Origin of the sequence: Rhodopseudomonas sp. B29 (assembly GCF_000333455.1) — a bacterium.
GTDB lineage: Bacteria > Pseudomonadota > Alphaproteobacteria > Rhizobiales > Xanthobacteraceae > Rhodopseudomonas.
Map to the genome: position 1 here is coordinate 1 of NZ_BADD01000725.1, position 13,310 is coordinate 13,310.

Consider the following 13,310-nt stretch of genomic DNA (forward strand, 5'->3'; position numbering starts at 1 on the left):
CGTCGGCGACCGGCGTGGTGCACGACGCCGGCGTGCCGGCACGGCCTTCTATCTCGACCAGGCACAGCCGGCACGAGCCGAACGCGTCCACCATGTCGGTGGCGCACAGCTTGGGAATGCTGGTGCCGGCTTCCATCGCGGCGCGCATGATCGAGGTGCCTTCCGGCACGCTGATCATCGTGGTGTTCTTCGACAAGGTGATGATCACGCTCGGCCCGCCGCGGCTGATCATCATCGGCCTGATCATGCTGGCGACCGTGATCTATCTGCGCAACGGCATTTTCGGCATCAAGCAGCAGTTCCGCAGCTGGCGTAACAAGAAGAAGAGCGAGCGGCGTTCCACACGGGCCGAAAAGGGCGGCGAGCTGCTGCCCGAAGAGGCCACCGAGATCAACAATGCGGACGAGGCCTATCGGCGCCGCTATGACAAGATGCAGCGCGACTTCCTGAAGACGCTGGTGACGCCCGATATCATCGACGAGCATCGCCGCGGTCCGCAGTTGCAGCACAGCGAGGCGCTGGAGCGGCTGCTGATCTACTTCCGCAGCCAGCCGCAGCCGGACAAATACGCGATTTCGGCGATGGATGACGGCTTCCGGATTGTGGCGCTGTCCGGCTTCCGCGGCGTCGCGCCGCGGGTCGTCGAGGACAAGATCTACAAGACCACCAAGGATGCGTATCACGGCGTGTTCCTGCGCCGCGTGCACGACCTGCTGGAATCCTAACAACCAACCGCGCAGCGGTGGTGTGGAGTGTTGCTCGATGGCGCAAGTGAAGCTCTTTGGCTATGCGGACAAGATTTCGGTCAAGCCGGGAGAGGTCATCCAGTTCTACGTCAATGCCGACGGCACCGACGCCGCGGACGCCCAGCTGGTGCGGTTGATCCACGGGGACAATCATCCAGACGGCCCCGGCTTCGTCGAGCAGGAAGTCCCCTCCGCGATCGACGGAATCTGGCGGGTCGAGAAGCAGTACACCCAGATCGGTTCGTTTCTCGAAGTGCCCGATCCGCAGCGCCGGCTTGCGCTCGGCGGCAGCCTGACGCTGTTCGCCTTCATTCACCCGCTATGGCCGCAGGTCGGCCATCGCCAGTTCCTGCTCGGTCGCTGGGACAACGATAAGAATGTCGGCTTCGGGCTCGGGATCAAGCCGAACGGGCTACTTGAATTCTGGGTCGGGCGCGGCGACGAGGTCGATTACGTCGAGGCAGAAGTGCCGCTGCGGGCCAACATGTGGTACTTCGTCGCCGCCAGCCTGGATGCCGCGACCGGCCGCGCGACGCTGTATCAGGAAGGCGTCGTCAACCGCTACAACAGCGTGCTCGGCAAGGTCACTCCGCTCGATCTGCGCTCGCACGTGGCCGAGAGTTTCCGCTTCCGCCAGAAGCATCTCGACGACACGCCGTTCCTGATGGCCGGCTCGCGAGACTGGCACGACCGGCGCGGCGATTTCGTGTCGCAGCTGTATTGCGGTAAGATTGATCGGCCCGGCCTGTTCGATCGCGTGCTCAGCCGCGCCGAGCTCGATGCCATCCGCAGCGGCGGTGTGCCGCCGTCGGACGGAATGGTGGCCTATTGGGACACGACTGACGGCTACACCGATCAGGGCATCGGCGATGTCGTCACCGATATCGGGCCGCATAAACTCCACGCGAATGGCTACAACCGGCCGGTCCGCGCCCAGACCGGCTGGAACTGGAGCGGCCGCAACGACTGTTTCCGGCTGGCGCCGGAGGAATATGGTGGCGTCGAGTTTCACGCCGACGCGCTGATCGACTGCAAATGGAAGCCGACCAAGGCGTTGCTGCTGGCCGACGATCTGCGCAGCGGTGCCTATGCGATCCGGCTGCGAGGTGGCGGCGGCACCGGGCTCGGCGAGGAGTACATCCCGTTTTTCGTCCGGCCCAAGCAGCCGACCGGCCGCATTGCATTCCTGATTCCGACCGCGAGCTATCTGGCCTACGCCAACGAACATCTGTCGTTCGACGCGCCGATCGTGCAGGGCATGAGCGGCATGACACCGATCCTGACCGACATCGACATCGAGATGTACAAAAATCCGGAGTTCGGTCACGGCTGCTACGATTCCTGGGCCGATGGCCAGGGTGTCTGCTACAGCTCCTATCATCGGCCGGTAATCAATATGCGGCCGAAATATCGCATCTCCAGCATGGACATCACCTGGCAGTATCCGGCGGATCTGTCGGTCATCGCCTGGCTCGAGCACATGCAGTACGACTACGACGTGCTCACCGACGAGGACCTCGACCGCGAAGGCGTGTCGGCGCTGTCGCCTTATCCCTGCGTGCTGAGCGGCACGCATCCGGAGTACTACTCCGAGCGGATGATGGACGCGACCGAGGATTATATCGAGGGCGGCGGTCGCTACATCTATCTCGGTGCCAACGGCTATTACTGGCACGTTGCTTTTCGCGACGACGAGCCGTGGGGTCTGGAGTGCCGCAAGCTCGGCGACGGCTGGAAAGCCTGGGAAGCGCGGCCCGGTGAGCACTACATTGGCACGACGGGCCAGAAGGGCGGGCCATGGAAATGCCTCGGCCGGCCGCCGCAGAAGATCATGGGAGTCGGCTTCGTCTCCGAAGGCTTCGGCACCAGTGCGCCGTTCGAGCGTATGCCGGACAGCTACGAGCCGTCACTGGCCTGGATCACCGACGGCATCGAGGGCGATGTCATTGGCGATTTTGGCCTATCCTATGGCGGTGCAGCCGGCGTCGAGATCGACAAATACGACCTGTCGCTCGGCACGCCGCCCAACACCAAGGTGATCGCCTCGTCCGGCGGCCACACCGACAACTATCTCACCCACGGTCAATTGCAGTTGCATCAGCATCCGGGCACTTCGGGCAGCTGGGACCACCGGGTCGGCGCCGACATTACCTATTTCCCTGCGCCCAACGACGGCGCGGTGCTGTCCTGTAGCTCGATCGCTTTCGGTCAGGCGTTGCCGGTCAACGGCTTCGACAACAACGTGTCGCGGCTGCTGGCGAATGTCATCAACGCCTTCATCAAGCCTGGCCCGCTGCCGGACTCGTCCGAGCGTGCCGCCGAGCCCGAAGACGTTCTCGTGACCTGATTCGCCGGAGTGACGATCATGAACGCAGTCATTGATACGCAGGACAGGGCCGAGGTCCGGCGGCTTCGTTACGAAACCAAGCAACGCGCGTTCCTCAAAACACTGGTGTCACCACACGTGATCGAGGAACACAGGCGCTCGCCGATCGGTCAGCACAGCGAGCCGCTCGAGCGGTTGCTGGCGTATTTTCGGCGACGGCCGCTCGCCGGCCGCTACGCTATCATGGTGGTGAAGCCCTTCGAGGCTTATCGGCTGGTGCAGCTGTCGGGGGAGCGCGGCGTGCCGCCCGCGCCGTCGGACGAGACGATCTATCGGTCGCAGGCCGAAGCCGAGCACGCGATCTTTCTGCGTAACGTGCAGACCCTGTTGACCTGAGCCGAATGGGAGTTGGTGAATGACGATGCCCAAGCTGTTCGGCTACACGGACCGGCTGTCGGTGAAGCCCGGCGAAACCCTCGACTTCTTCGTCCACGCCGAGAACACGACCAAAGCCACCGCCCAGCTGGTGCGATTGATCCACGGCGATCAGCATCCCGCCGGCCCGGGTTTCATCGAGCAGGAGGTGGGCTGCGAGGCGAACGGCGTCTGGGCCGTGCGCGAACAGGTGACGCAGCTCGGCTCCTATCTGGAGGTGAGCGACCCACAAGCGAAGCTGGCGCCGGGTGGCAGCTTCACGCTGTTCGCCTTCATCTGTCCGACCAAGCCGAGGGCGGATGGACGCCAGACCTTGCTCGGGCGCTGGGACATCGAGGGCCGGTCGGGATACAGCCTCGGCATCGCGGCGGACGGTCGGCTCGAGTTCGCGCTCGGCGACGGGGCGAACGTCACGTCAGCGGTGGCGGAGACTCCGCTGCTGCCGGATATCTGGTACTTGGTCGCTGCTTCGCTCGACGCGCAGAGCGGGCAGGCGATCCTCTACCAAGAGGCGGTCATCAATCGCTACAACAGCCTGCTCAGCCGTGTCGCCGTGCTGGACTATCGCAGTCATGGGACGAAGCCGATCCCGGCGCAGCCGAAGCATCGGACCGAGACGCCGTTCCTCATCGCAGGTGCTTCGCTCGGCACGGCGAAGCGAGGCGCGCGCGTTTCCGAGCTGTATTGCGGCAAGATCGATCGGCCCGGCTTGATCGGCCGCGTGCTGAGCCGCAACGAGCTTGACGCGATTCGGAAAGGCGGGCAGCCGCCGTCCGATGAGCTGATCGCTTATTGGGACACGTCGCACGGCTATTCGGATGCCGGCATCGGCGACGTGGTGATCGACAGCGGGCCGTCGGGGTTGAACGCGATCGGCCATAACCGGCCGGTTCGTGGCCAAACCGGGTGGAACTGGAGCGGCCGCAACGACTGCTTCAGGCTGGCGCCGCAGGAGTATGGCGGCATCGAATTCCACGCAGAGGCGCTGACCGACTGCAATTGGGACAGCGCCCGGACGGTAAAGTTGCCGGCCGATCTGCGCAGCGGCGCCTATGCGATGCGGCTGCGGGCGCGTGGCGAAGATGGCGAAGCGGAAGACTACATCTCGTTTTTCGTGCGACCAAAGGCGCCGGGCAGCAAGCTGGCGTTCCTGTTTCCGACCGCCAGCTACATCGCCTACGCCAATGATCGCCAAAGCTTCGAGGCGCCGATGACGCAGTCGGTCACCGGCATGGCGCCGGTGCTGTCCGCGGGCGACCTCGAATTCGGCACCCGCGACGATTTCGGCCTGTCCGCCTGCGACCACTGGAGCGATCGGCAGGGCGTCTGCTACTCGTCGTCTCGCCGCCCGATCCTCAACATGCGGCCAAAGCATCGCGCGGCCGGCCCCAACGTCGCTTGGCAATTTCCCGCCGATTTGTCGATTATCGCCTGGCTGGAACATCGCGGCTACGATTACGACGTGCTGACCGACGAGGATCTCGAACGCGACGGCCTAGACGCCCTGCAGCCCTACACCTGCGTTATGACCGGCACGCATCCGGAGTATTATTCAGAGCGCATGCTCGATGCGACCGAGGATTATATCGCAGCGGGTGGTCGCTACATCTACATGGGCGGCAACGGCTATCATTGGAGCGTCGCGTTTCGTCCCGACGAGCCCTGGGTGATAGAATGCCGCAAATACGGGCCGGCCTGGAAGACCTGGGACGCACGGCCGGGCGAATACTACATGGTCAGCAACGGCCAGAAGGGCGGCGCTTGGCGCGGCCAAGGGCGGCCCGCTCAGAAGATGGTCGGCGTCGGATTCATCTCGGAGGGCTACGGCAAAAGCGAATTCTATCGACGCATGCCGGACAGCTATCATCGCACGGTGACCTGGCTGACCAAGGGAGTCAGCGGCGAAGTGATCGGCGATTCCGGTCTCGCCTACGACGGCGCCGCCGGCATTGCCATCGATCGCTGCGATCCGAGCCTGGGCACCCCGCCGCACGTCAAGCTGATCGCCTCGTCAGGCGGCCACATCGACAATTATCTGCTCAACCCCGAAGTGGTCCACTACGCGTTCGAAGGCATGTCAGGATCCTACGACTACCGCATCCGCGCCGACATGGCCTACTTCACGGCGCCCAACAACGGCGCCGTGTTCTCTGCCGGATCGGTCGCATTCGGTCAGTCGCTGCCGATCAATGGCTTTGACAATAACGTTTCACGAATATTGTCGAACGTTGTCGACGCTTTCATCAAGGCCGGTGCGTTGCCGGGTTCGCAGTGGGTCAACGAGGAGAAGCAGTGGCGGTGAGTGAGCTTCGCTTGATGATCGCGGCAGCGCCGTCGGAGTTCGGAGCTATTTCATGACCGCTTGAGCTATCTACTCTCGCTTGATTGGCGTCGCGTTGAATTCGACTTTCAGATGCACCAACGCAGGGGACGGCGCCTCGGCGATTACCGCTCGCGACGCGATGGCCCGGCATCGCAATATCCGTTATTTCCTGAATGTGGCCGCCGGTTACTCGGTCGCAATGCCCGCTTTGGGTCAGCAGCGGACCTCTCATATGATCTCCGGAATGTCCTTTAAGGGCCATGAGCAGACCTCAAACAGGGGAAACCACGCTGGCCCTTCATGTAGTACCCTCAGCTGAACTAATGAAAAGGTTGAGGTTAGGGCTCAAAGTAGCTTACTGGAATGATCCGTAAAGCTGTGTCGCGGTGCACTTGCTCCGCGAGTGTCGCTCGACCTCGCACCGCGCGCACTTCCGCGAGTGATGCGGCGGACGCAACGGTCCGCGGCGTCCTCGTGCTCAGGCCTTGAGGAACGGCTTCAAGCCGGCGCACTGCAGCCATCATCACTCCATGGCGGCGGTGCCGGTCGACCGATCCGCGCCGAACCCGGGTGCGCCAGCGCAGCGAAGCTTGCTGCGCCTTCCCCTTCGGCAGCGCCTAGCGCATGCCGCCGCTGATCGGCGTCGGCGCCTCGCGCAGATCCTGCCCATCGCCGAGCGCGGCGTCCGTCTAGACGACCAACGCAGTTATCGAATTTGGAAACGCAGAACGAGGACCTTTGTAGCGCCTAAATCGAAACGTGGAGCCTGTCCGGGTCGTACATAACTGGCTCGAGGGCTCCGCTATGCGGCGAAAACTGCGACGCCCCCTGTCCGCGAGCTTGGCCCTGTGGTCTGGGCGGCGCTCTGGGCCCTGATCGGGCGATTAGGAGGGGGGCAGCGAGGTCGCCCGTTGCTCCATCGGCGCAAGCGTCGTTCGGTTGCGGCTGATCGGATCGTTGAGGGCCAGCACTTCGGCGAGCCGGTCGATGCCGGCGCGGATCTGCTCCTCGGACAGCGACGCGTAGCCTAGCAGCAGCCAGTCCGACTCAAAGGCATCGCCGTCGTATTCGTGGCCGCCGCCGGACTGCACGGTGTAGACCGCAATGTTCCGGGTGCGGGCGATCGCCTTGACGTTATGGGCGGGCGCCAGCGAGGGCGGCAGCTTCCAGGCGACATGGGTGCCGGCGTCGGCGCCCATCAGCTCGACGTCGCCGAAGCGTTCGCGTAACCGGGCAATCAGCGCATTGCGCCGCGTGTAGTAGTGCTGTTGGCAGCGCCGCAGATGGCGGCCGAAACCGCCGCCCTGCATGAAGCGGGCGAGCGCCGCTTGTTCGAGCCAGACCTGGCCGTTGTCGAGCAACGCCTTGGCGGTGGCGGCGGCATCGACGAGGTGTTCCGGAAAGATCGCGTAGCCGGTGCGCAGCCCGGCGCCGAGCGACTTGGAGAACGTGCCGAGATAGATGACGTGATCCGGCGCCATCGCGGCGATCGCCGGCAGCGGCGAGCCGTCGTAGCGGAACTCGTTGTCGTAATCGTCCTCGACGATATGCGCGCCGGTGCGCTGCGCCCAGCGGGCGATCGTCTTGCGGCGCTCCAGCGAAAGCGTTGCGCCCATCGGAAATTGATGCGACGGAGTCAGATACGCCAGCCGGGCATTCGAGGCTGCGAGCCTGGTCGCGTCGATCCCCGCGCGATCGACCGCGATCGGAAGCAGCCGCATATGGTGGCTTTCGAACAGATACGCAGCGCCCTGGTTGCAGGGGTTCTCGACCGCAATCTCGTCTCCGGTCGAGGCGAGCAGGCGCAGCAAGAGATTGAGCGCGAGCTGCGCGCCGGCGACGATCACCACCTGCTCGGGGCGCACGCGCAGGCCGCGCGCGGCGCCGACATGTTCGGCGATCTCGACGCGCAACGGCATCAGCCCGCACGGGTCGCCGTACTCGGTGAGATTATGCCCGGCCGCGGCAAGCGACTGCATCACCAGCCGGCGCCAGGTCTTCAGCGGGAACGCGCGTGGGTCGGTGCGCTGGGTCCAGAAATCGATCGGGATGTTGGAGTTGTTGAGGATGGCGTGCGGCCGGCCGGTGAAGATCGGCGCCGGGCGTGGATCGGCGGCCTCGGCCTCGGGCGCGACGATCGGCTCGGCGCCGACATCGCGATCCGGCAGCACATCGGCCACAAAGGTGCCGACCATCGGACGGGCGATCAGATAGCCTTCGTTGATCAGCCGCTCGTAGCCGAAGATCACCGAATTGCGCGACACTTTGAGCTGCGTCGCGAGCAGCCGCGACGACGGCACCGACGCGCCGGCGCGCAGCGTTCCGGTCACGATCTGCTCGCGGATCCGCTGATAGATCTGTTCCTGAAGACTCTCCGCACCATTGCGGTCGAGCGTGATCAGCACTTGCGGCCTCATCTATAGCGCCCGCCCAGCAAAGACGATTTGGCCTATTTCAGCAAGTCTGCCCTGCCGGCCGGAGGGCCAGTTCGTAACAACCTTCTGGAACCACGGCGGTCCAAGCGTTGACTTCCGCTCGGCTCGGCAAGCATCGTCGGGAAAGACGCGACTACGGACGAGATTGGTGATGCAAACAAACGATCAGTTCCTGAGCGATAGCGAGACGATTTTTCCAAAGGCGCTGCTCGATGCAGCCGCCGCCGCACTCGAAGCCGCCAAACGCAAGGGCATTCGTCTCGCCGCCGCGGAGACGGTGACGGCCGGGCTCGTCAGTTCGTGTCTCACCTCGGTCTCCGGTGCGTCGCAGATCTTCGATCGCGGCTACGTGTTGTATCACGACAGTGCCAAGGCGACCGGCCTCGGTGTCGCCGAGGAGGTGTCGAAGCAACACGGCGCGGTCAGCGCCGAAGTCACCAAGGGACTCGCCGAGGGGCTGCTGGACAACTCCGGCGCCGCCGTCACCGTCGCGATCACCGGCTACGCCGGGCCCGGCGGCGGCAATGCCAAGAATCCGGTCGGCACCATCTACATCGCAGCCGCCCGCAAGGACGCGCCGCTGATGGCCGAGCGTCACGTCTTCCCGGGCAGCCGCGACAATGTCCGGCTGTGCGCCGTCGCCGCCGCGATCCGGCTGCTCACCAAGCAAATCGAGGCATGAGCCGCATTCCGTTGATTCTGCTGACGGGCTTTCTCGGTTCGGGAAAGACGACGCTGCTCAACGCGCTGCTGGCGAGTGAGGTCTTCCGCGACACCGCGGTGGTGATCAATGAGGCCGGCGATGTCGGGCTCGATCATCTGCTGGTCGAGCAGGGCGCTGACACGGTGACGCTGCTCGACGGCGGCTGCATCTGTTGCCGCGCCAAGGGCAGCCTGGCGCCTGTGCTGGAAAGCCTGCTGCGGCGCAGCCGCAACGGCAGCCTGCCGCCATTCAGGCGCATGGTGGTGGAGACCAGCGGTCTGTCCGATCCGGCAGCCGTGCTCGAGCAACTGATTCCGGACGGCTTCTTCAATCACCGCATCGCACTGGCCGGCGTCGTCACGGTGGTCGATGCCCGTGCGTTTCTCGACACGGTCGAGCAGCATGTCGAGGCGCGGATGCAGGTCGCGCTCGCTGATCGGCTGCTGATCTCGAAGACCGATCTCGTTGACGCCGAGCAACTTGCTTCGGTCCAGCAGGAACTCACCTCCATCAACCCGCAGGCGCAACAGAGCATCGTGCGCACTGTTGATGCCACGCCTGCCCAAGTCTGGCCCGATGCGCTCGACCTGCCACGCGCGATGCGGCCACGCCCGCCTGTTTGTGCCGGCGAAGCGCTGCCGATCGCCACAGCGTCGCTGGCGTTCGACGGCCTCATCGATCCTGATGTGCTCGACGACTGGCTCGATCACACTCTCGGACTACTCGGGCCGATGCTGCTGCGGATGAAGGCGATGCTCGATATCGCCGGCGCCAAGGGACCGACCGTGCTGCACGCTGTGCAGGGCCTGCTGCATCGTCCGGTCGATCTCGCTTGCTGGCCTGTAGCTGAGCAGCGCAATCGCATCGTGCTGATCGGCCGCGATGTCGAGGAGCAGATTCTCGCCGATGCGCTGGACCGGCTGGCTGTGGCGGTCAGGCGAACAGCGACGACACCGATTGCTCATCACTGATCCGCCGGATCGCCTCACCGATCAGCGGCGCGACCGACACCAGTCGCATCTTGGTATGATGCCCGTTGTCTTCCGCGATGCTGTCGGTCACCGTCAGCGACGACAGCCGCGACGTCTCGATGCGGTCGCGCGCTGTACCGGACAAAACGCCGTGCGATGCGTAGGCGCAGACTTCGGTGGCGCCGCAGCCGAGCAGCGCGTCGGCCGCGTTGCACAGCGTGCCGCCGGAATCGACGATGTCGTCGATCAGGATGCAGGCGCGGCCTTCGACATCGCCGATGACGTTCATCACTTCGGAGACGCCCGCTTTCGGCCGGCGCTTGTCGATGATCGCCAGCGGTGCGCCGATGCGCTGCGCCAGCAGCCGGGCGCGAACCACACCGCCGATGTCGGGCGACACCACCACCGTATTACCCGGCGGGAAGCGGCCGGCGATGTCGCGGGCGAACAGCGGCGCGGCGAACAGATTGTCGGTCGGGATGTCGAAGAAGCCCTGGATCTGTCCGGCGTGCAGGTCCAGCGTCAGGATGCGGTTAGCGCCGGCGACGGTGAGCAGATTGGCAACCAGCTTGGCCGAGATCGGCGTGCGCGGCCCGGTCTTGCGGTCCTGCCGCGCATAGCCGAAATATGGGATCACCGCGGTGATGCGGCGCGCCGAGCCGCGGCGCAGCGCGTCGATGCTGATGAGCAGCTCCATTAGGTGATCGTTGGTCGGCGCTGCCGTGGGCTGCACCACGAAAACGTCGGCGCCGCGGACGTTTTCAAGAATTTCGACATAGATCTCGGCGTCGGCGAAGCGCCTGATATCAGCCTTGACGGCCGGCATTCCGAGATGGCCGCAGATCCGGTCTGCCAGGGTCCGGTTGGCGTTGCAGGCAAGGATCAGCATGGGCGCGCATTGTCTCCGCTCGCCGCCAACCTATGTGCATTCCCCGCCCGCTCTCAGCGCCAGCCGTTCCGCAACTGATGGAGCCAGTTGGCGCTGGTACCACAAATGCTTCAAGCTGCGGACCTTGGGACAACACGGCCTGCAGCCTAGCGTCTCGGCGTAAGATCACCGGCAAGGAGCACAGATCGACATGCTGAAGGGTGAGATGGGCATCGTGCCCGCGCTCGACATCGATTCTCACGAACAGCTCGAGATGGTGGTGCGTGAGACGACGAAGCGCGAAGGCGTCGCCGGCTACAAGCTCGGCCTCACCTCGGTGATGCGCTTCGGCCTCAAGGAATCGATGAAGCGGCTGCGCGATCTCACCAATCTGCCGGTGCTGTACGATCACCAGAAGGCCGGCCCCGACATGCCCGACATGGCGAAAAAGTATACGGCTCTATGCAAGGAAGCCGATGTCGACGGCTTGATTCTGTTTCCGGTCGCTGGCCCGACCGCGGTCGATGGCTTCGTCGGCGAGGCGATCAAGGCCGGCATCGTGCCGGTGGTAGGCGGCGAAATCCCCGTGCCGGATTACGGCGTTTCGGGCGGCGGTTACATGCTCGACGACGCGCTCGATCGCATCCTGGCGCGCGCGGTCGGTAACGAGGCCGATCACTTCGTGCTGCCGGCGCACGACGTCGCCAAGATCAAGCGGTGGTCGAATTGGATCGCCGGCAACGTGAAGCAGCCGGTGGTGCTGCTCACCGGCTTCGGCGCGCTCGGCGGCAGCATCGAGACGTCGTTTGCGGCCGCGGCCGCGTGCCCGCGGCGTTTCGCCATCGTGGGCCGTCTGATCACTGGCGCCAAAGCGCCGGGTGATGCGGCGGCCAAGATGTACGAGCAGATGCAGGCCATCAAGGCGCCGGCCTGAGCATGCGGCCCGCGCTTCCGCCCGTCGCCACGACACCGTTTGTCGCCGGCCGTTTTCAGCCTGCGGCTGGCGAGGCCGAGGCGATCGTCGATCCGGCGACGAACGAAGTGATTGCCAACGTCGCCGGCGCCAGCGCGGCGCAGGCCGAGCAGGCGATCGTGGCTGCGCGGCAGGCGTTCGATGCGGGCGACTGGCCGCGGATGCCGGTGTTCGAGCGCGGGCAGATTCTGCGGCGGATCGCGGACGCGATCACGGCCCGCACCGAACATTTCGCGCTGCTGGAGAGCATCAACGGCGGCAAGCCGATCTCGGGTGCGCGGCGTGAAGTCGCCGGCGCGGCGCGGGTGTTCACCTATTATGCCGGCGCGATGGACAAGTTCTTCGGCGATACCATCCCGGTCGCCGAAAACTTGCTGAATTTCACCCTGCGCGAACCGCTCGGCGTCGTCGCCCAGATCACGCCGTGGAATTTCCCGCTGCTGGCCGCGGCCTGGAAACTGGCGCCGGCGCTGGCCGCCGGCTGCAGTTGTGTCCTCAAGCCTTCGCCGCTGACGCCGCTGTCGACCCTGCTGCTGGCAGAAGTAATCGAGGCCTGCGGCGTTCCGCCCGGTGTCGTGAATATCCTGCCTGGCGGGGCCGAGATCGGGCAACTGCTCGCCGAGCATCCAGCGATCGACGGCATTTCCTTCACCGGCTCGACGACGGTCGGGACAGCGGTGATGCGGGCCGCAGCCGGGACGATCAAAAGCGTCGCGCTGGAACTGGGCGGCAAGAACGCCTGCATCGTATTCGCCGACGCCGACATCGAGAAAGCCGCCAAGAGCGCGCTCGGCGCAGCGTTCGGCAATGCCGGCCAATCCTGCTCCGCGCGCTCGCGCCTGCTGGTGCAGCGCTCTGCCGTGCCGGCTTTCACCGAAGCGCTGGTGGCGCAAATCAAGACGCTGAAGGCCGGCTCGCCCCTCGACGACAAGACGACACTTGGCCCGCTGATCTCCGCATCGCATTGGGAGCGTGTCGACCAGAACGTGCGCCGCGCCGAACACGATGGTGCCAGGCTGGTCGCCGGCGGCCATCGCCCGAGCGATCTGCCGGACGGCAATTTCTACGAGCCGACGATCTTCGCTGACGTGACTCCCGATCTGGCACTCTACAGTGACGAAGTGTTCGGCCCGGTTTGCAGCATCACGCCGTTCGATACGGAACAGCAGGCCATTGGCATGGCAAATGCTTCGGCCTACGGCCTGAACGGATCGGTGTGGTCGCGCGATATCGGCCAGGCGCTGCGCGTCGCCAAGGCGGTCCGTACCGGCATGATCGCCATCAACGGCCTGCCGAGCGCGAGCTCGACCAGCGTGTTCGCGCCGTTCGGCGGCTACAAGCGCTCCGGCGTCGGCCGTGAACTCGGCATGAGCGCGCTCGCTTTCTACACCGAAACCAAGACGGTGACGGTGGACCTGTCGTGACAGGGCAAACTGTCGCACGGGTCCAGGGCAGTGGACCCATGGATTGAACGGCACTTGGTACTTCGCCCGGGTTTGGGCCCTGTTAGCCTTCGCGTTGAATGAAAGG

10 protein-coding genes and 1 pseudogene are annotated in these 13,310 nt (G+C 64.9%); 8 read left to right on the plus strand and 3 right to left on the minus strand.

Features of this window, described 5'->3' with window-relative positions:
- A pseudogene (locus I5M_RS31665) lies at positions 1 to 175 on the minus strand (2Fe-2S iron-sulfur cluster-binding protein); the annotation flags it as partial.
- Here I5M_RS31665 and I5M_RS30660 point away from each other — a divergent pair.
- From I5M_RS30660 to I5M_RS26265, 4 genes are read left to right on the plus strand one after another with little or no spacing between them, the layout of a single operon-like run.
- Entirely contained in the window at positions 147 to 725 is a 579-nt protein-coding gene (locus I5M_RS30660) for a hypothetical protein (protein WP_022724109.1), read from the plus strand. The pseudogene I5M_RS31665 and the gene I5M_RS30660 overlap by 29 nt on opposite strands.
- Positions 726 to 762: 37 nt before the next feature.
- Positions 763 to 3,093 carry a N,N-dimethylformamidase beta subunit family domain-containing protein gene (locus I5M_RS26255; RefSeq protein ID WP_022724110.1) on the plus strand — a complete coding sequence of 777 codons (2,331 nt, stop codon included), beginning with the start codon at positions 763 to 765 and terminating at the stop codon, positions 3,091 to 3,093.
- A gap of 18 nt (positions 3,094 to 3,111) precedes the next feature.
- On the plus strand, positions 3,112 to 3,468 hold the full coding sequence (locus I5M_RS26260; protein ID WP_148287964.1) for a hypothetical protein: 357 nt from the start codon (positions 3,112 to 3,114) through the stop codon (positions 3,466 to 3,468).
- Positions 3,469 to 3,487: 19 nt separating this feature from the next.
- On the plus strand, positions 3,488 to 5,809 hold the full coding sequence (locus tag I5M_RS26265) for a N,N-dimethylformamidase beta subunit family domain-containing protein (RefSeq protein ID WP_022724112.1): 2,322 nt from the start codon (positions 3,488 to 3,490) through the stop codon (positions 5,807 to 5,809).
- A gap of 905 nt (positions 5,810 to 6,714) precedes the next feature.
- On the opposite strand, the gene I5M_RS26270 is transcribed toward I5M_RS26265, so the two are convergent.
- The gene (locus I5M_RS26270) at positions 6,715 to 8,247 is read right to left on the minus strand and encodes a PLP-dependent aminotransferase family protein (RefSeq protein WP_022724113.1); all 1,533 of its coding nucleotides are present in this window, start codon (positions 8,245 to 8,247) and stop codon (positions 6,715 to 6,717) included.
- Between the two features lie 169 nt (positions 8,248 to 8,416).
- Between I5M_RS26270 and I5M_RS26275 the strand changes: the two genes are divergently transcribed.
- Both I5M_RS26275 and I5M_RS26280 read left to right on the plus strand, forming a co-directional pair.
- Positions 8,417 to 8,947, plus strand: a complete 531-nt coding sequence (locus I5M_RS26275) for a CinA family protein (protein ID WP_022724114.1) — start codon at positions 8,417 to 8,419, stop codon at positions 8,945 to 8,947.
- The gene (locus tag I5M_RS26280; RefSeq protein ID WP_022724115.1) at positions 8,944 to 9,939 is read left to right on the plus strand and encodes a GTP-binding protein; all 996 of its coding nucleotides are present in this window, start codon (positions 8,944 to 8,946) and stop codon (positions 9,937 to 9,939) included. Before I5M_RS26275 ends, I5M_RS26280 begins: the two co-directional genes overlap by 4 nt.
- Here I5M_RS26280 and I5M_RS26285 read toward each other — a convergent pair.
- Positions 9,902 to 10,828: a ribose-phosphate pyrophosphokinase gene (locus tag I5M_RS26285; RefSeq protein ID WP_022724116.1), complete on the minus strand. Its 927-nt coding sequence runs from the start codon at positions 10,826 to 10,828 to the stop codon at positions 9,902 to 9,904. The genes I5M_RS26280 and I5M_RS26285 overlap by 38 nt on opposite strands.
- A gap of 190 nt (positions 10,829 to 11,018) precedes the next feature.
- Between I5M_RS26285 and I5M_RS26290 the strand changes: the two genes are divergently transcribed.
- Both I5M_RS26290 and I5M_RS26295 read left to right on the plus strand, forming a co-directional pair.
- Entirely contained in the window at positions 11,019 to 11,741 is a 723-nt protein-coding gene (locus I5M_RS26290; RefSeq protein WP_022724117.1) for an orotidine 5'-phosphate decarboxylase / HUMPS family protein, read from the plus strand.
- Positions 11,742 to 11,743: 2 nt separating this feature from the next.
- Complete coding sequence (locus I5M_RS26295; protein WP_022724118.1) at positions 11,744 to 13,204, plus strand: aldehyde dehydrogenase; 1,461 nt, start codon at positions 11,744 to 11,746, stop codon at positions 13,202 to 13,204.
- Positions 13,205 to 13,310: the final 106 nt, after the last annotated feature.